This is a genomic window from Bradyrhizobium forestalis, assembly GCF_002795245.1.
In the GTDB taxonomy this organism is placed as follows: domain Bacteria; phylum Pseudomonadota; class Alphaproteobacteria; order Rhizobiales; family Xanthobacteraceae; genus Bradyrhizobium; species Bradyrhizobium forestalis.
In genome coordinates this window covers 19,065-43,946 of sequence record NZ_PGVG01000026.1, presented here as the reverse complement: position 1 = coordinate 43,946, position 24,882 = coordinate 19,065, and the positions used below count along the sequence as shown (strand labels likewise).

31 protein-coding genes and 1 pseudogene are annotated in these 24,882 nt (G+C 62.8%); 27 read left to right on the top strand and 5 right to left on the bottom strand.

Going from position 1 to position 24,882, the window contains the following annotated elements; genetic code table 11:
* The 26 genes and pseudogenes from rplB to CVM73_RS40500 form a co-directional block, all read left to right on the top strand.
* Positions 1 to 834: a 50S ribosomal protein L2 gene (gene rplB / locus CVM73_RS26430; protein WP_024342450.1), complete on the top strand. Its 834-nt coding sequence runs from the start codon at positions 1 to 3 to the stop codon at positions 832 to 834.
* 12 nt (positions 835 to 846) lie between these two features.
* Positions 847 to 1,125, top strand: a complete 279-nt coding sequence (rpsS, locus tag CVM73_RS26425) for a 30S ribosomal protein S19 (RefSeq protein WP_008136357.1) — start codon at positions 847 to 849, stop codon at positions 1,123 to 1,125.
* Between the two features lie 10 nt (positions 1,126 to 1,135).
* Entirely contained in the window at positions 1,136 to 1,522 is a 387-nt protein-coding gene (rplV, locus tag CVM73_RS26420; protein WP_008549264.1) for a 50S ribosomal protein L22, read from the top strand.
* A gap of 17 nt (positions 1,523 to 1,539) precedes the next feature.
* On the top strand, positions 1,540 to 2,265 hold the full coding sequence (gene rpsC / locus CVM73_RS26415) for a 30S ribosomal protein S3 (RefSeq protein WP_100234746.1): 726 nt from the start codon (positions 1,540 to 1,542) through the stop codon (positions 2,263 to 2,265).
* A 30-nt stretch (positions 2,266 to 2,295) separates the two neighbouring features.
* Positions 2,296 to 2,709, top strand: coding sequence for a 50S ribosomal protein L16 (gene rplP / locus CVM73_RS26410; protein WP_008136349.1), 414 nt, complete (start codon positions 2,296 to 2,298; stop codon positions 2,707 to 2,709).
* 5 nt (positions 2,710 to 2,714) lie between these two features.
* Positions 2,715 to 2,921, top strand: coding sequence for a 50S ribosomal protein L29 (rpmC, locus tag CVM73_RS26405; protein WP_011088144.1), 207 nt, complete (start codon positions 2,715 to 2,717; stop codon positions 2,919 to 2,921).
* Between the two features lie 13 nt (positions 2,922 to 2,934).
* Positions 2,935 to 3,183 carry a 30S ribosomal protein S17 gene (gene rpsQ, locus CVM73_RS26400; RefSeq protein ID WP_024342452.1) on the top strand — a complete coding sequence of 83 codons (249 nt, stop codon included), beginning with the start codon at positions 2,935 to 2,937 and terminating at the stop codon, positions 3,181 to 3,183.
* An 84-nt stretch (positions 3,184 to 3,267) separates the two neighbouring features.
* Positions 3,268 to 3,636 (top strand): 50S ribosomal protein L14, encoded by a 369-nt coding sequence (gene rplN / locus CVM73_RS26395; protein WP_007603030.1) that lies wholly within the window; start codon positions 3,268 to 3,270, stop codon positions 3,634 to 3,636.
* Entirely contained in the window at positions 3,636 to 3,950 is a 315-nt protein-coding gene (gene rplX, locus CVM73_RS26390; RefSeq protein WP_024342453.1) for a 50S ribosomal protein L24, read from the top strand. Before rplN ends, rplX begins: the two co-directional genes overlap by 1 nt.
* Complete coding sequence (gene rplE, locus CVM73_RS26385; RefSeq protein WP_100234745.1) at positions 3,943 to 4,500, top strand: 50S ribosomal protein L5; 558 nt, start codon at positions 3,943 to 3,945, stop codon at positions 4,498 to 4,500. Before rplX ends, rplE begins: the two co-directional genes overlap by 8 nt.
* 46 nt (positions 4,501 to 4,546) lie before the next feature.
* Positions 4,547 to 4,852 (top strand): 30S ribosomal protein S14, encoded by a 306-nt coding sequence (gene rpsN / locus CVM73_RS26380; RefSeq protein WP_100234744.1) that lies wholly within the window; start codon positions 4,547 to 4,549, stop codon positions 4,850 to 4,852.
* A 14-nt stretch (positions 4,853 to 4,866) separates the two neighbouring features.
* Positions 4,867 to 5,265 carry a 30S ribosomal protein S8 gene (rpsH, locus tag CVM73_RS26375; RefSeq protein ID WP_027554158.1) on the top strand — a complete coding sequence of 133 codons (399 nt, stop codon included), beginning with the start codon at positions 4,867 to 4,869 and terminating at the stop codon, positions 5,263 to 5,265.
* 16 nt (positions 5,266 to 5,281) lie between these two features.
* Positions 5,282 to 5,815 carry a 50S ribosomal protein L6 gene (gene rplF, locus CVM73_RS26370; protein WP_100234743.1) on the top strand — a complete coding sequence of 178 codons (534 nt, stop codon included), beginning with the start codon at positions 5,282 to 5,284 and terminating at the stop codon, positions 5,813 to 5,815.
* 11 nt (positions 5,816 to 5,826) lie between these two features.
* Positions 5,827 to 6,189, top strand: a complete 363-nt coding sequence (gene rplR, locus CVM73_RS26365; protein ID WP_008549238.1) for a 50S ribosomal protein L18 — start codon at positions 5,827 to 5,829, stop codon at positions 6,187 to 6,189.
* 47 nt (positions 6,190 to 6,236) lie between these two features.
* Positions 6,237 to 6,833 (top strand): 30S ribosomal protein S5, encoded by a 597-nt coding sequence (gene rpsE / locus CVM73_RS26360; RefSeq protein ID WP_014494507.1) that lies wholly within the window; start codon positions 6,237 to 6,239, stop codon positions 6,831 to 6,833.
* A gap of 25 nt (positions 6,834 to 6,858) precedes the next feature.
* A complete protein-coding gene (rpmD, locus tag CVM73_RS26355; protein ID WP_100234742.1) occupies positions 6,859 to 7,065 on the top strand; it encodes a 50S ribosomal protein L30 in 207 nt (68 codons plus the stop codon).
* A 75-nt stretch (positions 7,066 to 7,140) separates the two neighbouring features.
* Entirely contained in the window at positions 7,141 to 7,626 is a 486-nt protein-coding gene (gene rplO / locus CVM73_RS26350; protein ID WP_008549236.1) for a 50S ribosomal protein L15, read from the top strand.
* A 148-nt stretch (positions 7,627 to 7,774) separates the two neighbouring features.
* Complete coding sequence (secY, locus tag CVM73_RS26345; RefSeq protein ID WP_100234741.1) at positions 7,775 to 9,106, top strand: preprotein translocase subunit SecY; 1,332 nt, start codon at positions 7,775 to 7,777, stop codon at positions 9,104 to 9,106.
* A 2-nt stretch (positions 9,107 to 9,108) separates the two neighbouring features.
* On the top strand, positions 9,109 to 10,320 hold the full coding sequence (locus CVM73_RS26340; protein ID WP_100234740.1) for a preprotein translocase subunit SecY: 1,212 nt from the start codon (positions 9,109 to 9,111) through the stop codon (positions 10,318 to 10,320).
* Positions 10,317 to 11,183, top strand: a complete 867-nt coding sequence (locus CVM73_RS26335) for an adenylate kinase (protein ID WP_100234739.1) — start codon at positions 10,317 to 10,319, stop codon at positions 11,181 to 11,183. Before CVM73_RS26340 ends, CVM73_RS26335 begins: the two co-directional genes overlap by 4 nt.
* A gap of 187 nt (positions 11,184 to 11,370) precedes the next feature.
* Positions 11,371 to 11,739, top strand: a complete 369-nt coding sequence (gene rpsM / locus CVM73_RS26330) for a 30S ribosomal protein S13 (RefSeq protein WP_027574068.1) — start codon at positions 11,371 to 11,373, stop codon at positions 11,737 to 11,739.
* Positions 11,740 to 11,862: 123 nt separating this feature from the next.
* Positions 11,863 to 12,252 carry a 30S ribosomal protein S11 gene (gene rpsK, locus CVM73_RS26325; RefSeq protein ID WP_007603045.1) on the top strand — a complete coding sequence of 130 codons (390 nt, stop codon included), beginning with the start codon at positions 11,863 to 11,865 and terminating at the stop codon, positions 12,250 to 12,252.
* 111 nt (positions 12,253 to 12,363) lie between these two features.
* Positions 12,364 to 13,395, top strand: coding sequence for a DNA-directed RNA polymerase subunit alpha (locus tag CVM73_RS26320; RefSeq protein WP_029674561.1), 1,032 nt, complete (start codon positions 12,364 to 12,366; stop codon positions 13,393 to 13,395).
* Positions 13,396 to 13,541: 146 nt separating this feature from the next.
* Entirely contained in the window at positions 13,542 to 13,958 is a 417-nt protein-coding gene (gene rplQ / locus CVM73_RS26315; RefSeq protein WP_025036979.1) for a 50S ribosomal protein L17, read from the top strand.
* A 253-nt stretch (positions 13,959 to 14,211) separates the two neighbouring features.
* Positions 14,212 to 15,000 carry an SDR family NAD(P)-dependent oxidoreductase gene (locus CVM73_RS26310; protein ID WP_100234738.1) on the top strand — a complete coding sequence of 263 codons (789 nt, stop codon included), beginning with the start codon at positions 14,212 to 14,214 and terminating at the stop codon, positions 14,998 to 15,000.
* A 10-nt stretch (positions 15,001 to 15,010) separates the two neighbouring features.
* Positions 15,011 to 15,176, top strand: a pseudogene (locus CVM73_RS40500) (DUF1330 domain-containing protein); the annotation flags it as partial.
* Here CVM73_RS40500 and CVM73_RS26300 read toward each other — a convergent pair.
* The 4 genes from CVM73_RS26300 to CVM73_RS26285 form a co-directional block, all read right to left on the bottom strand.
* Positions 15,170 to 16,183, bottom strand: a complete 1,014-nt coding sequence (locus tag CVM73_RS26300; protein ID WP_100234737.1) for a zinc-binding alcohol dehydrogenase family protein — start codon at positions 16,181 to 16,183, stop codon at positions 15,170 to 15,172. The pseudogene CVM73_RS40500 and the gene CVM73_RS26300 overlap by 7 nt on opposite strands.
* A gap of 102 nt (positions 16,184 to 16,285) precedes the next feature.
* Positions 16,286 to 17,869: an efflux transporter outer membrane subunit gene (locus CVM73_RS26295; RefSeq protein ID WP_100234736.1), complete on the bottom strand. Its 1,584-nt coding sequence runs from the start codon at positions 17,867 to 17,869 to the stop codon at positions 16,286 to 16,288.
* 83 nt (positions 17,870 to 17,952) lie between these two features.
* Complete coding sequence (locus CVM73_RS26290; protein WP_100234735.1) at positions 17,953 to 19,218, bottom strand: efflux RND transporter periplasmic adaptor subunit; 1,266 nt, start codon at positions 19,216 to 19,218, stop codon at positions 17,953 to 17,955.
* Positions 19,219 to 19,240: 22 nt separating this feature from the next.
* Positions 19,241 to 22,441 carry an efflux RND transporter permease subunit gene (locus CVM73_RS26285; protein WP_245452440.1) on the bottom strand — a complete coding sequence of 1,067 codons (3,201 nt, stop codon included), beginning with the start codon at positions 22,439 to 22,441 and terminating at the stop codon, positions 19,241 to 19,243.
* A 155-nt stretch (positions 22,442 to 22,596) separates the two neighbouring features.
* On the opposite strand from CVM73_RS26285, the gene CVM73_RS39365 reads away from it, so the two are divergent.
* Positions 22,597 to 22,869, top strand: coding sequence for a hypothetical protein (locus tag CVM73_RS39365; RefSeq protein WP_146006662.1), 273 nt, complete (start codon positions 22,597 to 22,599; stop codon positions 22,867 to 22,869).
* 488 nt (positions 22,870 to 23,357) lie between these two features.
* On the opposite strand, the gene CVM73_RS26275 is transcribed toward CVM73_RS39365, so the two are convergent.
* Positions 23,358 to 24,857 carry a porin gene (locus CVM73_RS26275; protein WP_146006661.1) on the bottom strand — a complete coding sequence of 500 codons (1,500 nt, stop codon included), beginning with the start codon at positions 24,855 to 24,857 and terminating at the stop codon, positions 23,358 to 23,360.
* Positions 24,858 to 24,882 lie beyond the last annotated feature (25 nt).

Below are 24,882 nucleotides of genomic sequence, written 5' to 3'. Positions count from 1 at the left end.
ATGGCACTGAAGACATTCAATCCCACGACGCCCGGCCAGCGCCAGCTGGTGATGGTCGATCGTTCGGCCCTGTACAAGGGCAAGCCGGTCAAGGCGCTCACCGAGGGCAAGAAGTCCTCGGGCGGCCGCAACAACACCGGTCGCATCACCGTGCGCTTCCGTGGCGGCGGTCACAAGCAGACGCTGCGCACCGTGGATTTCAAGCGAGAGAAGATCGACGTCCCCGCGACCGTCGAGCGTCTCGAGTACGATCCGAACCGCACCGGCTTCATCGCGCTGATCAAGTATCAGGACGGGGAGCAGGCCTATATCCTGGCGCCGCAGCGCCTGGCCGTGGGTGACACCATCATCGCTGGAAACTACGTCGACGTGAAGCCGGGCAACGTCATGCCGCTCGGCAACATGCCGGTCGGCACGATCATCCACAACATCGAGGTCAAGATCGGGAAGGGCGGCCAGCTCGCGCGTTCCGCCGGCACCTATGCCCAGCTCGTCGGCCGCGATCAGGACTACGTCATCATCCGCCTGAACTCGGGCGAGCAGCGCCTGGTGCACGGCCGCTGCCGCGGCACGATCGGCGCGGTGTCGAACCCGGATCACATGAACACCTCGATCGGCAAGGCCGGTCGCAAGCGTTGGATGGGCCGTCGCCCGCACAACCGCGGTGTCGCGATGAACCCGATCGACCATCCGCACGGCGGTGGTGAAGGTCGTACCTCGGGCGGTCGCCACCCGGTCACTCCGTGGGGCAAGCCGACCAAGGGCAAGAAGACCCGCACCAACAAGTCGACCAACAAATTCATTCTCCTAAGCCGCCACAAGCGGAAGAAGTAAGGAACGCCGGACATGGTTCGTTCAGTCTGGAAAGGCCCGTTCGTCGAGGGTTCTCTGCTCAAGAAGGCAGATGCCGCGCGCGCGTCCGGCCGTCACGACGTCATCAAGATCTGGAGCCGTCGCTCGACGATCCTGCCGCAGTTCGTCGGCCTGACCTTCGGCGTCTACAACGGTCAGAAGCACGTGCCGGTGGCCGTCAACGAGGAAATGGTCGGTCACAAGTTCGGCGAGTTCTCGCCGACCCGGACCTTCCATGGCCACTCCGGCGACAAGAAAGCCAAGAAGGCTTGAGGATTAAACGATGAGCAAACCTAAGCGCGAACGGAGCCTCGCCGACAACGAGGCCAAGGCGGTCGCCCGGATGCTGCGGGTGAGCCCGCAGAAGCTCAACCTGGTCGCCCAGCTCATTCGCGGCCGGAAAGCGTCTGCCGCGCTCGCCGACCTGCAGTTTTCGCGCAAGCGGATCGCGGTCGATGTGAAGAAGTGTCTGGAATCGGCTATCGCCAACGCCGAGAACAACCACGACCTCGACGTCGACGATCTCGTCGTGGCGCAGGCCTTCGTCGGCAACGGCCTCGTGATGAAGCGCTTTGCCGCTCGCGGCCGCGGCCGCTCGGGCCGTGTCTACAAACCATTTTCGCAGCTGACGATCATCGTTCGTCAGGTCGAAGCTGAAGCCGCCGCTTAAGGGCGCAGGAGAACACGATGGGTCAAAAGATCAATCCGATCGGTCTGCGTCTCGGCATCAACCGGACCTGGGATTCCCGCTGGTTCGCCGGCAAGCAGGAATACGGCAAGCTGTTGCACGAGGACGTCAAGATCCGTGACATCCTGCACAAGGAGCTCAAGCAGGCGGCCGTCGCTCGCATCGTGATCGAGCGTCCGCACAAGAAGTGCCGCGTCACCATCCACTCGGCCCGTCCGGGCGTGGTGATCGGCAAGAAGGGCGCGGACATCGACAAGCTGCGCAAGAAGGTCGCGGACATCACCTCGTCCGACGTCGTCATCAACATCGTCGAGATCCGCAAGCCGGAGCTCGATGCGACGCTGGTGGCGGAGTCGATCGCGCAGCAGCTCGAGCGCCGCGTGGCGTTCCGCCGTGCCATGAAGCGCGCCGTGCAGTCGGCGATGCGCCTCGGCGCGGAAGGCATCCGCATCAACTGCTCGGGACGTCTGGGCGGTGCTGAAATCGCGCGCATGGAGTGGTACCGCGAAGGTCGCGTGCCGCTGCACACGCTGCGCGCCGACATCGACTACGGCGTTGCGACCGCGTTCACGACCTTCGGCACCTGCGGCGTCAAGGTCTGGATCTTCAAGGGCGAGATCCTCGAGCACGATCCGATGGCCCAGGACAAGAGAATGGCCGAAGGCGAGACGGGCGGCGGTGGTGATCGTGGTGGCCGTCAGCGCCGCGAGACGGCCGCAGCCTAAAGCCAGACAGGAATTTGAGGGCTTAAAGCCATGATGCAACCTAAGAAAACGAAGTTCCGGAAGGCGCATAAGGGCCGCATCCACGGCGTTGCGTCTTCGGGCGCGACGTTGGCGTTCGGCCAGTTCGGCCTGAAGGCGACCGAGCCTGAGCGCGTCACCGCGCGCCAGATCGAAGCCGCTCGCCGCGCGCTGACCCGCCACATGAAGCGCGCCGGCCGCGTCTGGATCCGCGTGTTCCCCGACGTTCCGGTGTCGAAGAAGCCGGCCGAAGTCCGCATGGGCTCCGGCAAGGGTTCGCCGGAATTGTGGGTCGCGCGCGTCAAGCCGGGCCGGGTGCTGTTCGAGATCGACGGCGTCAACACCCAGACGGCGCGTGAGGCGCTGACCCTGGCGGCCGCCAAGCTGCCGATCAAGACGCGCTTCGTCGAGCGCATTGCGGAGTAATGGCCATGGCCCAGATGAAGATCGAAGACATCCGCGCGATGAGCCCCGACCAGCAGGATGACGCAATCCTGAACCTGAAGAAGGAGCGCTTCAACCTGCGCTTCCAGCGTGCCACCGGGCAGCTCGAGAACACCTCGCGCCTGCGCGAGGCGCGCCGTGACATCGCCCGGATCAAGACCGTCGCCGCGCAGACGCGCGCGAAGAAGAAGTAAGAGGCTTACGAAGATGCCGAAACGTACTTTGCAGGGCGTGGTCGTCAGCGACAAGCAAGCCAAGACCATTGTGGTGCGCGTCGACCGCCGCTTCACGCACCCGATCTACAAGAAGACGATCCGCCGTTCGAAGAACTACCACGCGCACGACGAGAGCAACCAGTTCAAGCCGGGCGACATGGTGTGGATCGAGGAAACGAAGCCGATTTCGAAGCTGAAGCGCTGGGTCGTGATCCGGGGCGAACACAAGAAAAGCGCCTGATCTGTTGGCTTTAGCCGACTGACTTCAGGGAAATGTTGAGCGCCGGCTGGGCTGGCGCAAAGAGAAAGAGGACGAGGTGCATCAATGATTCAGATGCAGACCAACCTCGACGTGGCCGACAATTCTGGCGCACGCCGTGTCATGTGTATCAAGGTGCTCGGGGGCTCCAAGCGCCGCTACGCCACGATCGGCGACATCATCGTCGTGTCGATCAAGGAAGCTATCCCGCGTGGCAAGGTGAAGAAGGGCGACGTGATGAAGGCCGTCGTGGTGCGCGTCCGCAAGGACATCCGCCGCGCCGACGGTTCGGTCATCCGCTTCGACCGCAACGCCGCCGTGCTGATCAACAACCAGTCCGAGCCGGTCGGCACCCGTATCTTCGGGCCCGTGCCGCGCGAGCTGCGCGCCAAGAACCACATGAAGATCATCTCGCTCGCGCCGGAGGTGCTGTGATGGCTGCGAAGATCCGCAAGGGCGACAAGGTCGTCGTGCTGACCGGCCGCGACAAGGGCCGCACCGGCGAAGTGTTCGAGGTGCGCCCCGACGCCGGCACCGCGCTGGTGCGCGGCATCAACATGGTCAAGCGTCACCAGAAGCAGACGCAGGCCCAGGAGGGCGGCATCATCTCGAAAGAGGCGCCGATCCAACTGTCCAACATCGCGTATGTCGGCAAGGACGGAAAGCCGACCCGCATCGGATTCAAGATTCTGGCGGACGGCAAGAAGGTCCGCATCGCCAAGAGCTCGGGAGCTGAGATCGATGGCTGAGGCCGCTTACACCCCGCGCCTGCGCGCGGAATATGACGCGAAGATCCGCACGGCTCTGACCGAGAAGTTCGGTTATGAGAACGTCATGCAGGTTCCGCGCCTGGACAAGGTCGTGCTGAACATGGGCGTTGGCGATTCCGTCAACGACCGCAAGAAGGCCGAGACCGCCGCTGCCGAGCTGACCCAGATCGCCGGCCAGAAGGCGATCGTGACCTATTCGCGCATCGCGATCGCGACCTTCAAGCTGCGAGCGAACCAGCCGATCGGCTGCAAGGTCACGCTGCGCAAGGCCCGCATGTACGAGTTCATCGATCGCCTGGTGAATGTCGCGCTGCCGCGTGTCCGCGACTTCCGCGGCCTGAACCCGAAGAGCTTCGACGGCCGCGGCAACTATTCGCTCGGCATCAAGGAGCACATCATTTTCCCCGAGATCGACTTCGACAAGGTCGCGGAAGCCCGCGGTATGGACATCACCGTCTGCACCACGGCCAAGACCGACGAAGAGGCGAGGGCCTTGTTGACCGCTTTCAATTTCCCGTTCCGGCAGTGAGACGCTGACCTAGAGCCTCTCAAACGCGGATACCCAGGAGCCAAGCATGGCAAAGAAGAGTTCAGTCGAGAAGAACAACCGGCGCAAGCGGATGGTGAAGAACGCCGCCGCCAAGCGCGAGCGGTTGAAGGCGATCATCGCCGACAAGACGCTGCCGATGGAGGAGCGGTTCGCCGCGACCCTGAAGCTGGCGGAAATGCCGCGCAACTCGTCGGCGACCCGCATCCGCATGCGTTGCGAGCTGTCGGGCCGCCCGCGCTCGAACTACCGCAAGAACAAGCTGTCCCGTATCGCGCTGCGCGAACTTGGCTCCAAGGGCATGGTCCCGGGCCTCGTGAAGTCCAGCTGGTAAGGAGGGTCGTTTAGATGTCTACGCACGATCCAATCAGCGATCTGATCACCCGCATCCGCAACGCGCAGATGCGTTCGAAGACCAAGGTCTCCACGCCTGGCTCGAAGATGCGCGAGAACGTGCTCGAGGTTCTGAAGACCGAGGGCTACATTCGCGGTTACGCTACGCTCGAGCATTCCTCGGGCCGCAGCGAGATCGAGATCGAGCTGAAGTATTTCGACGGCGAGCCCGTCATCCGCGAGATTGAACGCGTTTCCAAGCCCGGGCGCAGGGTCTACGCCTCGGTGAAGAACCTGCCGCGGGTGAACAACGGACTCGGCATTTCGGTGTTGTCGACGCCGAAGGGGATCATGGCCGACCACAGCGCGCGCGACGCGAATGTGGGCGGTGAAGTCCTCTTCACGGTGTTCTGAGAAGGATTTTTCATCCATGTCACGAGTTGGCAAAAGGCCTGTGGCGGTTCCGTCGGGTGTGACCGCGACCGTCGATGGGCAGACCGTCAAGATGAAGGGGCCGAAGGGCCAGCTTCAGTTCGTCGTCCACGACGACGTCGAGGTGAAGCTCGAGAACGGCCAGGTCAAGGTCAAGCCGCGGGCGGAGACCAATCGCGCGCGCGCCCTGTACGGCACCGCTCGCGCCCAGGTCGCGAATCTGGTCGAAGGCGTCACCAAGGGCTTCGAGAAGAAGCTCGAAATCACCGGCGTCGGTTACCGCGCCGCGATGCAGGGCAAGAACCTGCAGCTCGCGCTCGGCTATAGCCATGACGTGATCTATCCGATCCCTGAGGGGATCACGATCACCGTGCCGAAGCCGACCGAGATCACGGTGGCGGGCAGCGACGTCCAGCGCGTCGGCCAGGTCGCCGCCGAGATCCGCGCCTACCGTCCGCCGGAGCCCTACAAGGGCAAGGGCGTGAAGTATGTTGGCGAATTCATCTTCCGCAAGGAAGGCAAGAAGAAGTAACGGAGCCGGTCATGTCGAAAGCCAAGGTTACGAATGCCCGGCGCAAGCGGAGTGTGCGGCTGAAGCTGCGCCGCTCCGGTGGTGGTCGTCCGCGTCTGTCGGTGTTCCGCTCGTCCAAGCACATCTACGCCCAGGTCATCGACGACCTGAAAGGCGAGACGCTGGCCTCTGCCTCGTCGCTCGAGAAGGCAATGCGCGACGGCGGCAAGACCGGCGCCGACATCGATGCGGCGAAGGCGGTCGGCAAGCTGCTGGCCGAGCGCGCCGCCGAGAAGGGCGTCAAGGAAGTCGTGTTCGATCGCGGCAGCTACCTCTACCACGGGCGCGTCAAGGCTCTGGCCGACGCGGCGCGTGAGAGCGGGCTGAGCTTCTAACAGAATTTGAGGATTGAGGCGTAAGCCTCTGAAGGATTGGAAAAACCATGGCAGCTGAACGCGAACAACGTGGTGGACGCGATCAACGCGGCGGCGGACGTGAACGCAGGGAGCGCGAGGAGCGCGACAGCGAGTTCGTCGACAAGCTCGTCCACATCAACCGCGTGGCCAAGGTCGTCAAGGGCGGCAAGCGCTTCGGTTTCGCAGCGCTGGTCGTGATCGGCGACCAGAAGGGCCGCGCCGGCTTCGGTCACGGCAAGGCGCGCGAAGTGCCCGAGGCGATCCGCAAGGCGACCGAGTCCGCCAAGCGCAACCTGACGCGCGTGTCCCTGCGCGAGGGTCGCACGCTCCATCACGACATTGCCGGCCGTCATGGCGCGGGCCGTGTCTACCTGCGTGCAGCTCCGGCCGGTACCGGCATCATCGCCGGCGGCCCGATGCGCGCCGTGTTCGAGACGCTCGGCGTCCAGGACGTGGTGGCGAAGTCGATCGGCTCGTCGAACCCGTACAACATGGTGCGCGCGACCTTCGATGCGCTGAAGCACCAGGATTCGCCGCGTTCGGTCGCAGCCCGCCGCAACATCAAGGTGTCCACCCTCCAGTCCCGTCGTATCGGCGGCGATGCCGAGGCGGCCGCCGACTAACGGAAGCTTTTCGGAGTAGACTCCCATGGCCAAGAGTGCCGTTACGACCGCAAAGACGATCAAGGTCGAGCAGACCGGCAGCGCGATCCGCCGCCATCACTCGCAGCGCTCGACGCTGATCGGGCTCAAGCTCAACAAGATCGGCCGTACCAGCGAACTGCCGGACACCCCGGCGGTCCGCGGCATGATCGAGAAGGTTCACCATCTCGTCCGCATCGTCGACGAGAAGTAAGCAAAGGCGCGCGATCCCGAAAAGCCGGAAGCGGTTTTCGGTGAAGATCGTGCGCAAGACACAAGGAGAAGGGCGATGAAGCTCAGCGATATCGCCGACAACGCCGGCTCGCGCAAAAAGCGTATGCGCGTCGGCCGCGGCATCGGTTCCGGCAAAGGCAAGCAGTCCGGCCGCGGCGGCAAGGGCCAGACCGCGCGTTCGGGCGTGCGCATCAAGGGTTTCGAAGGCGGCCAGATGCCGATGCATCGCCGTCTGCCCAAGCGCGGCTTCAACAACATCTTCCGCGTCGAGTTCGCCGAGATCAATCTCGACCGGCTCCAGGAGGCGGTCGATGCCAAGAAGATCGACGCCGGCAGCGTCGTGAACGTCGAGGCCCTGGTGAAGGGTGGCGTGCTGCGCCGCGCCAAGGCCGGCCTGCGGCTGCTCGGCCGCGGCGAGCTCAAGTCCAAGCTCAACATCGAAGTGCACGGCGCCAGCAAGACCGCGATTGCGGCGGTCGAGAAGGCTGGCGGCTCGGTGAAGATCCTCGCCCCTGCCAAGGAAGAAGGCGAGGCGGCGTAACAACTGCGTCATTGGCCCGCGGCGCGCGGGCCTTTACGCATGCGGGACGTGGACTTATCGAAGCCGAGCCCCAGATAATGTCCGGCGTCCGCTAAACTAGCCCGGCCGCGGGCATGACGGCGCAACAGGCGGCGGGAGAAAGTCCAAGATGGTCTCTGCAGCGGAACAACTGGCAGCCAATCTCAATTTCGGCGCGTTTGCCAAGGCCGACGAACTGAAGAAGCGCATCTGGTTCACCCTGGGTGCGCTGCTCGTTTATCGGCTCGGGACCTACATCCCGCTGCCCGGCATCGACCCCAACATCTGGGAGCAGGTGTTCCGCTCCCAGGCGGGCGGCATCCTCGGCATGTTCAACATGTTCGCCGGCGGCGGCATCCACCGCATGGCGATCTTCGCGCTGAACATCATGCCGTACATCTCGGCCTCGATCATCATCCAGCTCCTCACCACCGTCTCGCCGCAGCTCGAGGCGCTGAAGAAGGAGGGTGAGGCCGGCCGCAAGACGCTCAACCAGTACACCCGCTATCTGACCGTCATCCTGGCCGCATTCCAGTCCTATGGGATCGCGGTGGGCCTCGAAGGCGCCGGCAACGTGGTCAGCGACCCCGGCATGTTCTTCCGCCTGTCCACGGCGATCACGCTGACCGGCGGCACCATGTTCCTGATGTGGCTCGGCGAGCAGATCACCTCGCGCGGCATCGGCCACGGCATTTCGCTGATCATTCTCGCCGGCATCGTCGCCGAGCTGCCCGCGGCGCTCGCCGGCATGCTCGAACTCGGCCGCCAGGGCGCGATGTCGCCCGGGCTGATCCTGGTCGTCATCATCATGGCCGTCGCCGTGATCGCCTTCATCGTGTTCATGGAGCGCGCGCAGCGCCGGCTCTTGATCCAGTATCCGAAGCGCCAGGTTGGCAACAAGATGTTCGAGGGCCAGTCCTCCCATCTGCCGCTCAAGCTCAACCCCCCCGGCGTGATCCCGCCGATCTTCGCGTCCTCGCTGCTGCTGCTGCCGACCACGGTTGCGAACTTCAACTCGGGCAGCGGGCCGGAGTGGTTCCAGTGGATCACCACCCAGCTCGGCCACGGCCGTCCGCTGTTCCTGATCATGTATCTGGGGCTGATCGTGTTCTTCGCCTTCTTCTACACCGCGATCGTGTTCAATCCGACCGAGACCGCGGACAATCTAAAGAAGCACGGCGGCTTCATTCCGGGCATCCGCCCGGGCGAGCGCACGGCGGAATATATCGACTACGTGCTGTCGCGCGTCACCGTGTTGGGCGCGATTTATCTGGCGATCGTCTGCTTGATCCCGGAGATCCTGATCTCCTATGCCTCGGTGCCGTTCTACTTCGGCGGCACCTCGCTGCTGATCGTCGTCAGTGTCACCATGGATACGGTGGCGCAGGTCCAGGGCTATCTGCTGGCCCATCAGTACGAAGGCCTGATCCGCAAGTCGAAGCTGCGCGGCCGTCGCAGATAAAGATGAGCAGGGAGCTCGCGCGCCGAATCGCTTTCACGATTGGCGCGCTGCTCCTTTTCAGGCTCGGCACGCAGATCCCGCTTGCGGGACTGAATGCTTCCGACTTCTCGCCGACGCTTGACTTCATTTCCCGGCTCTCGATTTTTGCGCTCGGCCTCATTCCCTATCTGACGGCGGCGATCCTTATCCGCCTGCTCTCCCTGGTGTGGCGCGGCTTGAATTCGCTCGAGCGGTCGGGCGAGCGCGGCCGCCGCAGGATCGCGCATGCCACGTTCGGACTCACGCTCGGTCTTGCGACCTTTCAGGCCTACGGCATCGCGTCAACTTTGACGGCCATTCCGGGCCTGGTCAGGAATCCAGACGGCTGGTTCGTGATGACGGCCACTGCCTCCATGGTCGGTGGCGTCTTCGTGCTGGTGTGGCTCAGCGAGCAGATCACCCGCCACGGCATCGGCAACGGCCTGGCTCTGATCCTGAGTGCGGGCTTTCTCGTCTCCATTCCGCGAGACGTCGCCGGCATCATTGGTCTCGTGCAGAGCGGGGAGATCTCGGGCGTTCTCGTGCTCGGCCATGCCGTGTTCTGGGTTGTGACCGTGGCCGTGATCGTGCTTGTCGAAGGAGCCCGGCGAAATATCCACGTCGAATTTGGCGCGCGCAGCGTCGGAACGCGGCAATTGCCGGCGCGCAATGCCGTGCTGCCGATCAAGCTCAACAGCGCCGGGTTCCTGATTCCGGTCACCGTGGCGCCGTGGATATTCTTTCTGCCGCTCGCCTTTGCGGGGCTCATTCTGGGCAGCGATCACCCCCTGATCACAGCGGCCTACCGGCATCTTCAGATGCGGCAGCCGGTGCACGTCATCCTCGTGTCGCTCGCCGTGTTCGTGCTGGCCTTCATCTACACGGCCTATGTCGTCGATCCCGAGCACACCGCCAAATCCCTGGCTCAGCATAACGGCACGATCTCTGGTGTCGCTCCGGGCGAGGCCACTGCCGACTATCTCGATCGCGTCGTGTCATTGACGACGGTCGTCGGAGCCGTCTACCTGACGGCATTGCAGTTGATTCCGGAGGTGTTCGACCTTTACGGGATCGGTCTGCCTTATAGTATGGTCGTCAATGGCGGTGGGGCGCTGGTTGTGGTTTGCACCGCTCTTGATATCAAAGCACAGGTGCGCGACGTATCGCTCACCAATCCGGGGGGCGTACGCCGATGAGAATTATACTTCTGGGACCGCCGGGGTCGGGCAAGGGGACCCAGGCGCAGCTGCTGGTGCAGCGCTATGGCATTGTCCAGCTCTCGACCGGCGAGATGCTCCGCGCTGCCGTTGCAGCCGGAACGCCGGTCGGGCTGAAGGCCAAGGAGATCATGGCCGGCGGCGGCCTCGTGCCTGATGACGTCGTGGTGGGAATCATCTCCGACCGCATCGACCAGCCCGACGCCAAGAACGGTTTCATCCTCGATGGTTTCCCGCGCACCGTGCCGCAGGCCGAGGCGCTGGACGAGCTGCTCAAGCGCAAGCATCTCAAGCTCGACGCCGTGATCGAGCTCCGCGTCAACGAGAGCGCACTGCTGAGCCGCGTCGAGACCCGCGTTGCCCAGATGCGGGAGCGGGGCGAGGAGGTCCGGCTCGACGACACCCCGGAGGTCCTGACCAAGCGGCTTGCCAGCTACCGCAGCCAGACGGAACCGCTGATTCACTACTATTCGGAGCGTCGGAAACTCTCGACCATCGACGGCATGATGGCCATCGAGGAGGTTACCCGCGCCATCCACCGCCAGCTCCTGGCGCTGGGGGCGGTCGAGCCCAAGACGCATGCCCGAAGCGCCGCCAAGGCGGCACCGGCCAAAAAGACCAAGGCGGCGAAGAAATCGACCCAAAAGCCGGCGAAGGCAGCCAAAAAGGCCGCAAAATCGGCCAAAACCGCCGAGAAGGCGGCCAAGAAACCCGTGAAGGGCGCCAAGAAGGCGACCAGGAAAACGGCAAAGAAGGCGGCCAAAAAGACGGGCAAGAAGGCCGTCAAAAAGGGTGCCAAAAAGGCTGCAAAAAAGGTCACGAAAAAGCGAGCCAAGCGCTAGCAGCGGTTGACGAAAGCCCCCGGAATCCCCTAATAAGCCCCGCATCCAAGTCGGATAGTTTCAGACGATGCCGGGCCCCAGGAAGACCGGGGGTGGGCGTCGTGTTCGCGTTTGTGAACACCTGCCCGAGAAAGCAAGCACTTAAAGCCCGATTCCTGACGAGGGATCGGCAACAGGAGAGAAGGCCGTGGCCCGTATTGCCGGCGTGAACATTCCCACCAACAAGCGCGTGCTGATCGCGCTCCAGTACATCCATGGCATCGGCCCGAAGATCGCCGGTGACATCATGGAGAAGGTGAAGATCCCCGAGGACCGTCGCGTCAATCAGCTCAGCGACGCCGAAGTGCTCCAGATCCGCGAAGTCATCGACCGCGACTATCTCGTCGAGGGCGACCTGCGTCGTGAGGTCGGCATCAACATCAAGCGTCTGATGGACCTCGGCTGCTATCGTGGCCTGCGTCATCGTCGCGGTCTGCCGGTGCGCGGCCAGCGTACCCACACCAATGCGCGTACGCGCAAGGGCCCGGCCAAGGCCATCGCCGGCAAGAAGAAGTAAGTTTTCGAATCCAGTCGCGGCGTGTGGCGAGCCGGGGATGACCCGTTCGCCACGCGCTTTTCGTTCCACAGGTGTAGCCGCTGGCATTACGGCGGCGTTTGAGATCTTCAGGAAAGGGACTCAATGGGCAAGGAAGCCACCCGCGTTCGTCGTCGTGAGCGCAAGAACATCGCCTCCGGCGTCGCGCATGTGAACTCGTCGTTCAACAACACGACCATCACCATCACCGACGCGCAGGGCAACACGATTGCCTGGTCGTCGGCCGGCACGATGGGCTTCAAGGGTTCGCGTAAGTCGACCCCGTACGCCGCGCAGGTCGCCGCCGAGGACGTGTCCAAGAAGGCGCAGGAGCACGGCATGCGCACGCTGGAAGTCGAGGTCGCCGGCCCCGGTTCGGGCCGTGAATCGGCGCTCCGTGCGCTCCAGGCCGCAGGCTTCACCGTCACCTCGATCCGCGACGTGACCACGATCCCGCACAACGGTTGCCGTCCCCGAAAGCGTCGGCGCGTTTGATACCAAGTTGCGGGTGCATCGGCGCCCGCAATGACTTTCTAAGAAGCCGCGGGAATGATCTGCGGCCTTTCTCCAACGCCAGTATTTGAACTGTCAAATTGACTGGCCTGTATGGGTGAAACAGTGACGATCCAGAAAAATTGGCAAGAACTGATTCGGCCGAACAAGCTCCAGGTCACGCCCGGCAGTGATCCCTCGCGTTTCGCGACCATCGTCGCCGAGCCGCTTGAGCGTGGTTTCGGCCAAACCCTCGGCAATGCGCTGCGCCGCATCCTGCTCTCCTCGCTCCAGGGCGCGGCGGTGCAGTCGGTGCATATCGACGGCGTGCTGCACGAGTTCTCCTCGATCGCGGGCGTCCGTGAGGACGTCACCGACATCGTGCTGAACATCAAGGACATCTCGATCAAGATGCAGGGCGAAGGCCCCAAGCGCATGGTCGTGAAGAAGCAGGGTCCGGGCGTCGTCACCGCCGGCGACATCCAGACCGTCGGCGATGTGGTCGTGCTGAACCCCGATCTGCAGATCTGCACGCTCGACGAGGGCGCTGAGATCCGCATGGAGTTTACGGTCTCGACCGGCAAGGGCTACGTGCCCGCCGAACGCAACCGTCCCGAGGACGCACCGATCGGCCTGATCCCGGTCGACAGCCTGTACTCGCCGGTCCGCAAGGTCTCCTACAAGGTCGAGAACACCCGCGAGGGCCAGATCCTCGACTACGACAAGCTGACCATGACGATCGAGACCAACGGCGCGATCACGCCGGATGACTCCGTGGCCTACGCTGCGCGCATCCTGCAAGATCAGCTCAACGTGTTCGTCAACTTCGAAGAGCCGCGCAAGGAAGTCGCCCAGGAGATCATCCCGGACCTCGCCTTCAACCCGGCCTTCCTCAAGAAGGTGGACGAGCTCGAGCTGTCGGTGCGTTCGGCCAACTGCCTGAAGAACGACAACATCGTCTACATCGGCGACCTCGTGCAGAAGAGCGAAGCGGAAATGCTCCGCACCCCGAACTTCGGCCGCAAGTCGCTGAACGAGATCAAGGAAGTGCTGGCCCAGATGGGTCTGCATCTCGGCATGGAAGTGCCGGGCTGGCCGCCGGAGAACATCGACGAGCTCGCCAAGCGCTTCGAGGATCACTACTGAGCGAGTTGGGAGTGGCGAATAGCGAATAGGGAAGAGCTCCATTCGCTACTCGCCATTCGCTATTCGCGACCTAGGGCGAACGCAGGAAGCCCACCTGAAAACCAGTCGCTGAACCACCGCGACACAATCGAAGAAGGACTACTCACATGCGTCACGGCAAGGTTCATCGGAAGCTCAACCGCACGGCCGAGCACCGCAAGGCGATGTTCGCCAACATGGCGGCCGCGCTGATCAAGCACGAGCAGATCGTCACCACGCTGCCCAAGGCCAAGGAGCTTCGCCCGATCGTCGAGAAGCTCGTCACCCTCGGCAAGAAGGGCGGCCTGTCGCTGCGCCGCCAGGCGATCTCGGAACTGCGCGACGTCGACATGGTCAAGAAGCTCTTCGACACGCTCGCGACCCGCTACAAGGACCGCCAGGGCGGCTACACCCGCATCATCAAGGCCGGCTTCCGCTACGGCGACAACGCCGCGATGGCCGTGATCGAGTTCGTCGATCGCGACGTCGATGCCAAGGGGCAGGACTCAGGTCCGGTGCAGGAGAAGGAAGCCGAGGCTGCGTAAGCTGCTCGGCAGGAGATTTTTGGAAAGCGGCGCCCTTGGGCGCCGCTTTTTTTGCGTAGGGTCGGTTAGCGCAGCGGATTGCGCGAAGCGCAATCGCTCGGCGTAACCCACCACGCTTTTGCGATCGCGGAATAGAGTGGTGGGCTACGCCTTCGGCGGACCCACGAGCGCCTCGCCACTCACGCGTGAGTGAGCGCCGATTGCACTCCATCGAGCGCGCCCGATATCTCCATCACCATCATGGAGATATCGCATGAACATCGACCTTTCCGGAAAGACCGCCCTCGTGACCGGCTCGACCGCCGGCATCGGCCACGCCATTGCCAAGGGCCTCGCCGGCTCGGGCGCCAGCGTCGTGATCAACGGCCGCGGTCAGGACAAGGTCGATGCGGCCGTGCGCAAGCTGGAAGGGGCGGGCAGGAAGGTCCGCGGCATCGCTGCCGACGTCTCGACCGCTGCGGGCTGCAAGGCGCTCGTGGCGGCGCTGCCCGACATCGACATCCTCATCAACAATGCCGGCATCTTCGAGCCCAAGGACTTCTTCGATATCCCGGACGAGGACTGGAGCCGCTTCTTTGAGGTCAATGTCATGAGCGGCGTGCGGCTGTCGCGGGCCTATATGAAGGGCATGCTGAAGCGCAACTGGGGCCGCATCGTCTTCATCTCCTCGGAGTCCGGGCTCAACATTCCCGTCGAGATGATCCACTACGGCATGAGCAAGACGGCCCAGCTTTCTGTCGCGCGCGGCCTGGCGCAGCTCACCAGCGGCACCGGCGTCACCGTCAACTCCGTGCTGCCGGGCCCGACCATGTCGGAGGGCGTCGAGACGTTCGTCAAGGATCTCGCCAAGCAGAACGGCCAGTCCGTGGACGAGGCCGCCGCCAATTTCGTCAAGCAGCATCGCCCGAGCTCGCTGCTGCAACGCTTCGCCAGCGTCGACGAGATCGCCAACATGGTGGTCTATGTCGCATCCAAGGAAGCGTCCGCGACAAACGGCGCAGCGCTGCGCGCCGAGGGCGGCATCGTCAACACGATCGCCTGAGGCGATGTGCATGGCGGCCTATGTGATCTCCGAGGTCGAGGTGCGCGACAGAGCCGCGATGGAGGCCTACCGCACGCTCGCGGCGCAGACCATCGCCCAATATGGCGGCCGCTACCTCGCGCGCGGCGGCGCCTCCGAAGTGGTGGAGGGCGGTCCCCCGGCGAAGACGCTACCACCCCTCCAGCACGATCTTGCCGCGCGACTTGCCGCTTTCCAGCAGCGCATGCGCGCGCTTGAGGTTGGCGGCGTTGATCGTGCCAAAAGTCTGATCGAGCGTCGTGCGCAAGACGCCCTTGTCGATGAGGTCGGCGACGTCGTTCAGCAGATGATGTTGCGCGATCATGTCAGGCGTCTGGAACGAGGAGCGTGTGAACATCGATTCCCAGTGCACCGAGATCGCCTTGCCCTTGAACGTGCTCATGGCAAATTCCGGGGGATCGTCGATCAGGCCGAACCGGCCCTGCGGAGCCATGAAATCGGCGATCGCCTTGTAGTGCTGGTCGGTGAAAGTGAGGCTTGCCACCAGCGCGACCGGCGGTAGCTTGAGCTTCTCGATCTGCTCCTTCATCGGCTTGCCGTGGTCGATCACCGCATGCGCGCCGAGATCGAGGCACCATTTCTGCGACTCCGGCCGCGTCGCGGTTGCGAGCACCGTCAGCCCGGTGAGGCGACGGGCAAGCTGGACCAGGATCGAGCCGACGCCGCCGGCGCCGCCCGTGATCAGCAGCGTGCGAGGATCGACGCTCTTGCCGGGTACCGCGCCGAGCCGGTCGAACAGCAGCTCCCAGGCGGTGATGGAGGTGAGGGGAAGGGCGGCTCCTTGCGCGAACGACAGGCTCTTCGGCTTGTTGCCGACGATGCGTTCGTCGACCAGGTGGAACTCGGCGTTGGTGCCCTGGCGCAGGATCGAGCCGGCGTAGAACACCTCGTCGCCCGGCTTGAACAGCGTGACCTCAGGTCCGACCGCATCGACCACGCCGGCCGCGTCATAGCCCAAAATCTTCGTCTCGCCCTCGGGCGGGGCGGCACGCTTGCGCACCTTGTAGTCGACCGGATTGGCCGAGATCGCCTTCACGGCGACGCGGATGTCGCGTCCCTTCGGCTCGGGCTTTGCGGTCTCGAAGTCGATCAGTGAATCCGCGTCCTCGATCGGGAGCGATTTCTTGTAGCCGACGGCCTTCATACCTGTATCTCCATGAGTAACGGTGTCCTCGCAGACTAGTTGTCCTCTGGTGTCTCAATTGCAAGCCGCTCGCCTGCGGGGAGCCAAAAGACAGCAATCGCTTCAGGGCTGGAATTGCAATGAACCGGGATCTGCAGAGGCCGGACGCAGCCTGGCGGATTCCCGCACTGCGGCAGCGATCGCGGGCTCCGGGATCCGTATGGGCGGAACGGCCTGATAGGGCTCCCAGCCGCCACCCAGGGCTTTGTAAAGAGCCACCAGCTGAACTCCCGCTCTGCGCTGAGAGGTGACGTATTGGGCCTCGAGTTCGAATTGTTGTCGCTCGGCATCGAGAACGTTGAGGAAATCCGTCAGCCCTCGCTCGTAGCGCTCCGACGCAAGCTTGACGGCAACAAGGGAGGCGCTACGGGCGCGTGACAGGCTGGCGAGGCGACTCCGCTCGCCATTGTAGCCCGCGATCGCCTGGTCGACCTCTTGCACGGCATTCAGCACACGGGTCTTGTATCGAAGCAGCGTTTCGCGCGCCTGATAATCGGCCAACTCGACGCGGGCATCGAGGGTGCCGAAGTCCAGCACCGGCCAATAGAGCGCGGGACCAACCCCGCCGATGAACGTAGTCGGCGTTCCGGTGGCAGCGCGTGCGCCACCCTGGCCGCCAACTGCGCTTGTAACGGCGAGGCGCGGAAAGAGATCGGCGGTTGCAGAGCCGACGCGTGCGGTCGCGGACCCAACCTCGAACTCGGCCTGCTGGATGTCCGCGCGTCGCTGCAGTAGGCTGACCGGCAGATCGATCGGAATCTTGGCCGGAAAACGGGGGGGAGGCGTGTACGTACCGAGTTCTTTGGCAAGCGTCTCGGGAAACTGTCCGAGCAAGCCAGCTATGACATACTGGGTCGACTGGATCTGCCCCGTCAGTGGTCCAACCGTGGCCTCGAACGTCGCGACCTGGCGTTGCGCGAGCGTCACATCCAGCTCGTTCGTGAGTCCTTCACTGAAACGCGTCTGAGCGACCTTCAGACTCCGCTGGGCGGTTTCCATGCTCCTGCGAACTGCTGCGAGCTGGGCCTGATAACCCCGCAACTCGATATACGCGCGAGCAACGTCGGCAATGACCGAGACCAGGACCGCGTCGCGGGCCTTGGCGGCAGCCAGCGCGTCCAAATGCGAGGCCTCGATCTCGCGCCGCAGCTTCCCGAAAACGTCGAGCTCCCATGCTGAATCGAATCCTCCAGCTTCGAATACGTGATCGAAACCGGTCGTATTGCTCGCGCTGTGCAGAGTCTCCGCGACTCGTCCTCGGGTGTTGTCGCTACCAGTTCCAAATCCGGCGCCCGCTGACAACTCGCCCTTCGGGAGGGTCGCGCCGGTCAAAACAAACTGTCTGGTGCGGGCCTGTTGCAGGCGGCCTATCGCGATTGCGATGTCGGGATTGGCCGCGATCGCCCGGTCGACAAGTGAAACCAATCGAGGATCCCGAAACGAGCGCCACCATTGCGTCAGATCGACGGCCGTTGTTCGCTCATGGGCAGAATTGTTTGCGTTGGAGTCCGGTCTGGCGATGTATCTTCCCGGAAGCTGCGCTTCGGGCATGCTGAAATCCGGGCCGACGGAGCAAGCGGACAAGCTCGCGGCTCCCCAACACAAAATCCAGCTTCTAAATACCCGCGAGGGAACGAGCGAGTTCATATGCCACCGCCATCATCTAAGGGCTTCGATAGATCCAGTACTCTTGCCAGGCTTTGAAGATTTCGCTGCTTGCGAGGCTGAAGCTATGATTCCTTGTCGTTCCGCGGGCTGGTGTCGAGGTCATGCGCCTCGATTGTCATCCCGGACACGATTTGGCTGGAAAGGTTGAGCGCGACCCTTTCACCTTCCTTGAGGCCGGATTCGATCTGCACGACATTCCCGTCGTCTACACCGATTTTGACATCTCGAAACTCTACCACATTTTTGTTGTCGACGACCGCAACTTGCGGTGCCGGTCGGAACGACAATGCAGCCGCCGGAACCTGGACCCCGATGGCATTCTTCAGGCTGAACTTTGCCTCCACATACAGTCCCGGCACCAGCCGGGAAGCCGCATTCGCAATATCGATCTCGACCCGCAGGGTTCTGGAGCGTGGATCGATGGCGCGGGAGGTGCGCGATACCTTGCCTTCGTAATGCCGGCTCGCATCGCCCCCGACTGCAATGTCGGCTTCGGGGGCGTCCGTCAGAAGGCGGTCCGCGGCACTTTGCGGCACGTCGACGAAGACCCGCATCGGTCTGCTCTGGACCACCCGAAAAAGAGCCGACGTCCCCGATCCGCTGCCGGCTGTCACGAGGTCGCCGAGGTCGATATCACGCTCGACGATGGTGCCGCCGAACGGAGCCTTCACCTGCTTGAACTCCGTGAGGGAGGTCAGTCGGTCCACGTCCGCCTTGTCCAGCGTGACTTGAGCCTTGGCAGCAACCAGCTCGGATTCCGCAGCTATTGCGGCGGCCTTCTTCGACTCGCGCTCCTGATCCGATACGACGCCTTGCGGCGAGCTGCGCCAACGCTCATACGTGCTCTTGGCGAAGTCGTCCTTGGCCTGTTTGACGTTCACTTCGGCCTCCGCGGCACTCAATTTGGCCCGGGCAGCCTGAAGCTGAGCGTCGAGCTCAGGTGTCTCTATCAATGCCAGCACCTGTCCTTCGCTGACGGGATCGCCGATGTCGACGAGCCACTTTTTGACGTAACCATTCACCCGGGCATATATCTTGCTGTCATGCCAGGCGGCGGTCTCGCCGGGCAGGACGAGACGATGTGTGAGCGGCGACGACTTGGCGAGGACGACGTCGACCGGCGGAGGCCTCGACATTTCCTCCCTCGTCGTTGCAGCCAGCTTGTTCGTCTTGTAGTGCCGCTCGGCATTGACGTAGAAGAACCCGGCGACCAGCACGCCCGCCAGCACGAGGGCGAATATGCTCATTCGCGATCCGGTACGGAAATCATAGTCCAGCATCTTCTTCGGTGGCTGTTCGTCGTTGGGCAGCGGGGGATCGGCTGGCATGGACACCTCGGCTCGAAACTCTCTATTGAAGGGATGGACTTTCGTCGGATGCGATCAGATCCATCGGGGCGTCCGTCGGCAGGGGGCGTCGGATCAGCCGATAGACGGCTGGTACCAGGATCAGTGTTGCAAACGTTGCAAATAGCAGGCCGCCGATGACCGCCCTCGCGAGCGGCGCATTCTGCTCGCCCCCTTCGCCGACGCCGAGGCCCATCGGGATCATCCCCAGGATCATGGCGCCCGCCGTCATCAGCACCGGCCGTAACCGCGTATAGCCGGCCGCGACCGCGGCAGCGATCGGGCTGTCGCCGGCCGCCATTCGTTGATTGGCAAAGGTAACGACGAGGATGCTGTTGGCGGTCGTGAGGCCGATGCACATCAGTGTCCCCATCAAGGCTGGCACGCTGATGTTGGTCCCAGTCAGGAATAGCATCCACAGCACTCCACTGATCGCGAGCGGCACAGCGGACAGGACGATCAGGGGATCGATCCAGCTCTGGAAATTGATCGCGAGGATGAGGTAGACGAGGATAACGGCCACCGCCATGCCGGAAAACAATCCGTTGAAGCTCTCGCGCATGGTGGCGACCTGGCCCGCGAGCGTCACGTGGGTCGCCTTGGCCGGGGGAGGCTGGTTCGCCGCCTGGACCTTGTCGATCTCGCGCGCTGCCGTGGCGAGATCGATTCCCTGAACGTCTGCATTGACGTCGAACACCGGGCGGATATTGAGCTGGGACGCCACGAGCGGAACCTTCTCGCGCCCAAGCTTCGCAACGTTCATCAGTATCTGACTTTGCTCGCCGTCGTTCCTCGCCAGCACGGGCAAGGTGTTAAGGGCGGCGGTCGAGTCCAGGCGATAGGTCGGCGCCTGAATGACCAACGGATAGCTGACGGAGTTCTTGGGGCTGACCCAGAAATTCGGAGCTATCTGTGCGCTCGAGTTGGTGGTCACCAGGACGTTGCCGGCGATGTCTTCCTGGTGCAATCCGAACTGCTGCGCAATGGCGCGATCAACCGAGACCGTCAATGCGGGTGCGTCGGGGACCTGAAACACGTGCGAGTCGACGATTCCCGGAACTCGCTTGAGATCCGCGGCGATCTTCGACGCCAGCGCAAAACTGTAGTCACTGTCGGGTCCGGATATTCTGACATCGATTGGCGCGGGCTGGCCGAAGTTGAGGACCTGGTCGATGATGTCGGCCGCCTGAAAGAAGAACTGCATCTGAGGAAATTGCCGCGGCAATTCACGCCTGAGGTCGGCGACATGCGCAGCGGTCGGCGTATGCTTCTTTTTCAGCGATACGAGAATTTCTCCGTCCATCGGCCCGACCGTCGCCGAATCGCTCAGCGCGATGTTGATCCCGCTATAGGGCAATCCGATATTGTCGAGCATGGTGTCGATCTGATCGTCACCCACGATCTTGCGGATCGCGCGTTCGACCTGCGCGAATTGCCGCTGGGTTTCCTCGATCCGAGTTGCCGGCGGCGCACGGACATGCAGCCGCATCTGACCGGCATCGACCTGCGGGAAGAAGTCCTGCCCGATCAGGGGAAAAAGCGCCAGAGAACAAACCATCAGTACACCGAAACAGACGGCGGTGACGGCCGAATGCGCAACGCAGAACGCGAGCGCATTCCGGTAGGTCTCGCGGAACCGCGAGAAGCCCTTTTCGAAGCCGCTGTGGATCGCCCTGAAGGGCTTGAGCGCGCGCTCCCTGAGCGAACTTTGTGGCTTGACCTCGTGTTCGCCATGTTGCTCCACAGCCGATCGCATCAGGGCGCGAAACAGCAACGGCACGAGCGTGAAGGACAGTAGCAGGCTGGCGACCAGGGAAACGCAAACCGAGAGGGACAGCGGGGAAAAGAGATATTTCGCCACCCCTTGAAGCAGGAAGATCGGGACAAAGACGATGCAGATGCACATCGTCGACAGCACCGTCGGGATGCTCACTTCGCCGGCGCCGTTGACAATCGCGGGGACCAGCGGCTCCTTCTCGCGAATATGCCGCTCGATGTTCTCAATCACCACGGTGCCGTTGTCCACCAGAATGCCCACCGCGAGCGCGAAACCGCCAAGTGTCATCGTGTTGAGCGTCTCGCCGCCCACATACATGACCAATATGGCGGTGACGATGGCCATCGGTATGGTCGCCAGGATGATGAGCGTCAGTCGCCAGCTGCCGAGGAAAAGCAGAATCATCAACGCGGTTAGACCCGCCGCCATCAGGCCACCCATGACCACGCTGTTCAGAGCGGCTTTGACAAAGACCGACTGGTCGAAGATCGGCTTGATGGTGACCCCGTCGGGCAGCAAGTGCCTGATGTTGGAGAGGCTGTCTCGGATTCCGTTGATCACGGTGAGCGTGGAAGCGCCTCCCGTCTTTCGCACGGACATCAGCGCACCCGGAGTTCCGTCGACCGCCACCGAATTGGTCTGCACCTGGTACCCGTCATGGACGTGGGCGACGTCCTGGACGAACACAGTGCGGCCATCGATCTGCTTGATGGGAAACCGATTGATCGTGCCGATCACGTCGGGACTATTGTTCATCGAGAGCGAATAGTCCTTGCTGCCGATCTTCACGTCGCCGGAGGGCAAAATGATGTTTTGCCGCTGCAACGCCTTGGCGACGTCACTCGGTGTCAGGCCGCGCGCGTTCAATGCATCCTGGTCGAGGTCGGCCATGATCACACGGGGCTTGCCGCCATACGGATAGGGGACCTCGGCGCCATGCACGACCGCGAGATCAGGACGGATGATGTTCTGACCGAGGTCGTTGAGGGTGGAATCGGGCAGCGACGGGCTCGATAAGCTGAGCTGGATGATCGGGACGTCCGTCGCTCCGTAACGCAGGACGAGCGGCGGCGTGATGTTGGGCGGCATGTACTTCAGAACGACGAGGGCGCTGCTGGAAAGCTGGGCAATGGCCCGTGTCACGTCGGCGCCCTGATGCAGAAATATCTTTTCGACGCCGACTCCGTAGTAGCTTGTCGCTTCGATGCGTTCGATATCATCAACCAACGAGGCGAGTTGACGTTCGTGGAGCGTCAGAATCCGGTTCTGGATGTCCTGCGCCGACATGCCGTTATAGGTCCAGACCACCGCCACCACGGGAACGTCGATCTCAGGAAAGATGTCGATGGACATCCTTGATATGGCGCCGACGCCGAGCAGCGCGATCAGGATCAATCCCGAGATGACTGTATAGGGTCGCTTCAGCATGAACGCGACAAACGCCATCAGACGGGTCTCCCGCGATCGCTAGGAATTGGCCTTGCATGTCCGGAAGGGCACATCGATCTCTCTCCGACCCTCGATGTGGACTGTACGGTCATTGCAGTTGTCCGCGGCGCTTCGCATTCGGAGGGATGAGGTGCATGAAATCACAGACCGGCAGTGATGAAGATGCCATGTTGACAGCCTGTCGCGAACCGGCGTCGGGGAAGCCATCGATACAGCCGCTCTTGTTGTCGAAGTTCCCGACCGTTCAAGATCCGCTTCTGCCGCCACCATGCGACCTCAGCATCTCCTATCTGATGGGCCGACGGGTCTTTCATTCGCGCACGGTTTTATTCCATTCGCCGTCCCAAGGACCGGTCCGGCGGCTGTCAGCGTTCACGTGCACGACGGACGAGGTGACCCTTGATTGAATCGCCTGCCGCGGGCGCCAGCGTGTCGGAATTCGATCGTTGTCAGACTGTCGGCCGCTTGATGGGCTCTGAGGGAATCTCGATTGCGCCAGCCCTGGACACCGCCGCGGCCGTGACCATCGCCGCCGCGCTGCGGTTACCTTGCGAATCGTTGCCGGGTCCGAAGTCGCCTATGAGAACAAAAGCTTGTCCCACGACTGCGACGGATACGGCCACGATCACGGGTACCGATCTGCCGTGCCAGCGTTTGCTTAGGGTGTTCATTTGCTGTCTCGCCAATGCGCTATTCCTGGCCATCGACGCCGGTCGTTTGGCGCTGCTCCCGACCTGGCGAGCGACCGGACCGGCTGGTCCGCCTGGAAGCGATGTAGTTCTGGAATGCGCGGGCACCATTGAATTGAAATTTAATCAGTGGGCTCCGCAGGCCCAAAGTGATCGAGCTCGGACAGTGCCCTGGAACGATCGAACGTCTTCGCAGATCGGAGAATTCAAAAGCGGAAGCGCAACCCGACTGTGGGGGCGATGTTGTTGTGCTGCAGAAAGCCGGAGGCCAGGCCTCCGTTCACTTGCGTGAACATGATCCCGGCGTAGGTATCCCATTTCGGGGCGAACCGCCAATCAACGGCAGCGGAGATCGCGTCGAAAGTCCCTGCGCATTGCGCGCGCGCGGCACTGAAGCAGGGAGCTGGTCCTCCGGCCGCTGTCCCGAAGAAGGAGTTCTGGATGTAATGGTAATAGGCGGCGATCACATCCAGATCTTCCGTGACGGCATACTTTGTCCCGAGCCACATGATTTGCATGGTCCTGTTGCCAAGACCGTTCACACCAAACGCTGCATTGTTGATATTCGTGTTGTTGAATGCGGCGCAGCCTTCGCAAACAAAGTCTCCGGAGATATCGGTAAAGGCGGTCTGCGGATTGCTCGGCGCCATATATCGAATATGCTCGTAGCCGGCGTATAGCTTGAGCGCTCCGGTCGTGTACTTGGCTACGAACATCACGGCGCTGTTGTCGGAAATCGTCGCCGTTAGAGTCTGCGGGAGGAACGGCGGAATCGGCGTCCCATTGGCGTCGTTGCTTCCAGGCGCGAGTCCAAGCGACACTGAATCCCTGACATAGCTGTAGATGGCGTCGACCGAGAGTACGTCTTTGCCCCATGTCGGAATATCGGCGCCAACTCCGAACTGGTATGCGCCATGGGAGGCGTTGTTCTGGGCATAGCCGCCGAATTGCCAGAGTGCGGCGGCGCGAAACTGGCCGACCTTGAGCCTGTATTTCAGCGACGTCGAGTGTCTGCAATTTTCGGTATTGCCGCCGCCGCACGTGATTCCCTGGAAGCCGATTGGCGAGAAGCCGTAGGAGGCGCCGAATGGATCGTAATCCAGGACTGCATCGAGGGTCAGCGAGTTCTGTCGGAAGACGGTCAAGGTGCCGTAGGTTGGAGAGCTGACGCCCACGAAGCCTTGGCCGTTGTACCACTGACCCGCCCGGCTGGAGTCGGAGAATGCAGTTTGCTGGTTCTGGGGGACGCCCATGTTCGCGGCAACCGATCCCGGTCCATCAGATAGCCGCAGGGAGTATGGGTCAAATCCGGCGTCCAGCGCGAATACAACGGAGAAGTCTGCGCCGATCGGCTCGATTCCCTTGATTCCAATGGCGGAGTTGGTGAGCGCGTTGGGTGCTAGAGTCCAAAGGGGGGACCTGTTCTGTTTCTGCACCAGGTACGACGCCGCGACGGCGGACCGTGGGTCAAACGGCGCGCCGTGGCTCTGCCAGCCAACCCCGACGTCGATCGTGCCGTAGACGGTGATACCCTTCCACGTCAACAGACAGTTCGTGGTGACGAAATCCCAGGGATCGACGCATGGCTTGGGCGCCATAGCTCCCGCCGCCGCCTTGCTGCTGCCGGCTGATTCTGCGTTGGCCTGTGAGGCCGCGAGCACGCCGGCGAGACCAAGCGCCGCTGCCGCAATTCTTGTCCTGATCACGTCACGACTCCATCGTTTGACGAAC

What these genes read in the sequence shown, in the direction of transcription:
- rplB (WP_024342450.1), top strand. Translation starts at nt 1, where the DNA reads ATGGCACTGAAGACATTCAATCCCACGACGCCCGGCCAGCGCCAGCTG.
- rpsS (WP_008136357.1), top strand. Translation starts at nt 847, where the DNA reads ATGGTTCGTTCAGTCTGGAAAGGCCCGTTCGTCGAGGGTTCTCTGCTC.
- rplV (WP_008549264.1), top strand. Translation starts at nt 1,136, where the DNA reads ATGAGCAAACCTAAGCGCGAACGGAGCCTCGCCGACAACGAGGCCAAG.
- rpsC (WP_100234746.1), top strand. Translation starts at nt 1,540, where the DNA reads ATGGGTCAAAAGATCAATCCGATCGGTCTGCGTCTCGGCATCAACCGG.
- rplP (WP_008136349.1), top strand. Translation starts at nt 2,296, where the DNA reads ATGATGCAACCTAAGAAAACGAAGTTCCGGAAGGCGCATAAGGGCCGC.
- rpmC (WP_011088144.1), top strand. Translation starts at nt 2,715, where the DNA reads ATGGCCCAGATGAAGATCGAAGACATCCGCGCGATGAGCCCCGACCAG.
- rpsQ (WP_024342452.1), top strand. Translation starts at nt 2,935, where the DNA reads ATGCCGAAACGTACTTTGCAGGGCGTGGTCGTCAGCGACAAGCAAGCC.
- rplN (WP_007603030.1), top strand. Translation starts at nt 3,268, where the DNA reads ATGATTCAGATGCAGACCAACCTCGACGTGGCCGACAATTCTGGCGCA.
- rplX (WP_024342453.1), top strand. Translation starts at nt 3,636, where the DNA reads ATGGCTGCGAAGATCCGCAAGGGCGACAAGGTCGTCGTGCTGACCGGC.
- rplE (WP_100234745.1), top strand. Translation starts at nt 3,943, where the DNA reads ATGGCTGAGGCCGCTTACACCCCGCGCCTGCGCGCGGAATATGACGCG.
- rpsN (WP_100234744.1), top strand. Translation starts at nt 4,547, where the DNA reads ATGGCAAAGAAGAGTTCAGTCGAGAAGAACAACCGGCGCAAGCGGATG.
- rpsH (WP_027554158.1), top strand. Translation starts at nt 4,867, where the DNA reads ATGTCTACGCACGATCCAATCAGCGATCTGATCACCCGCATCCGCAAC.
- rplF (WP_100234743.1), top strand. Translation starts at nt 5,282, where the DNA reads ATGTCACGAGTTGGCAAAAGGCCTGTGGCGGTTCCGTCGGGTGTGACC.
- rplR (WP_008549238.1), top strand. Translation starts at nt 5,827, where the DNA reads ATGTCGAAAGCCAAGGTTACGAATGCCCGGCGCAAGCGGAGTGTGCGG.
- rpsE (WP_014494507.1), top strand. Translation starts at nt 6,237, where the DNA reads ATGGCAGCTGAACGCGAACAACGTGGTGGACGCGATCAACGCGGCGGC.
- rpmD (WP_100234742.1), top strand. Translation starts at nt 6,859, where the DNA reads ATGGCCAAGAGTGCCGTTACGACCGCAAAGACGATCAAGGTCGAGCAG.
- rplO (WP_008549236.1), top strand. Translation starts at nt 7,141, where the DNA reads ATGAAGCTCAGCGATATCGCCGACAACGCCGGCTCGCGCAAAAAGCGT.
- secY (WP_100234741.1), top strand. Translation starts at nt 7,775, where the DNA reads ATGGTCTCTGCAGCGGAACAACTGGCAGCCAATCTCAATTTCGGCGCG.
- CVM73_RS26340 (WP_100234740.1), top strand. Translation starts at nt 9,109, where the DNA reads ATGAGCAGGGAGCTCGCGCGCCGAATCGCTTTCACGATTGGCGCGCTG.
- CVM73_RS26335 (WP_100234739.1), top strand. Translation starts at nt 10,317, where the DNA reads ATGAGAATTATACTTCTGGGACCGCCGGGGTCGGGCAAGGGGACCCAG.
- rpsK (WP_007603045.1), top strand. Translation starts at nt 11,863, where the DNA reads ATGGGCAAGGAAGCCACCCGCGTTCGTCGTCGTGAGCGCAAGAACATC.
- CVM73_RS26320 (WP_029674561.1), top strand. Translation starts at nt 12,364, where the DNA reads ATGGGTGAAACAGTGACGATCCAGAAAAATTGGCAAGAACTGATTCGG.
- rplQ (WP_025036979.1), top strand. Translation starts at nt 13,542, where the DNA reads ATGCGTCACGGCAAGGTTCATCGGAAGCTCAACCGCACGGCCGAGCAC.
- CVM73_RS26310 (WP_100234738.1), top strand. Translation starts at nt 14,212, where the DNA reads ATGAACATCGACCTTTCCGGAAAGACCGCCCTCGTGACCGGCTCGACC.
- CVM73_RS26300 (WP_100234737.1), bottom strand. Translation starts at nt 16,183, where the DNA reads ATGAAGGCCGTCGGCTACAAGAAATCGCTCCCGATCGAGGACGCGGAT.
- CVM73_RS26295 (WP_100234736.1), bottom strand. Translation starts at nt 17,869, where the DNA reads ATGAACTCGCTCGTTCCCTCGCGGGTATTTAGAAGCTGGATTTTGTGT.
- CVM73_RS26290 (WP_100234735.1), bottom strand. Translation starts at nt 19,218, where the DNA reads ATGCCAGCCGATCCCCCGCTGCCCAACGACGAACAGCCACCGAAGAAG.
- CVM73_RS26285 (WP_245452440.1), bottom strand. Translation starts at nt 22,441, where the DNA reads ATGCTGAAGCGACCCTATACAGTCATCTCGGGATTGATCCTGATCGCG.
- CVM73_RS39365 (WP_146006662.1), top strand. Translation starts at nt 22,597, where the DNA reads ATGAAATCACAGACCGGCAGTGATGAAGATGCCATGTTGACAGCCTGT.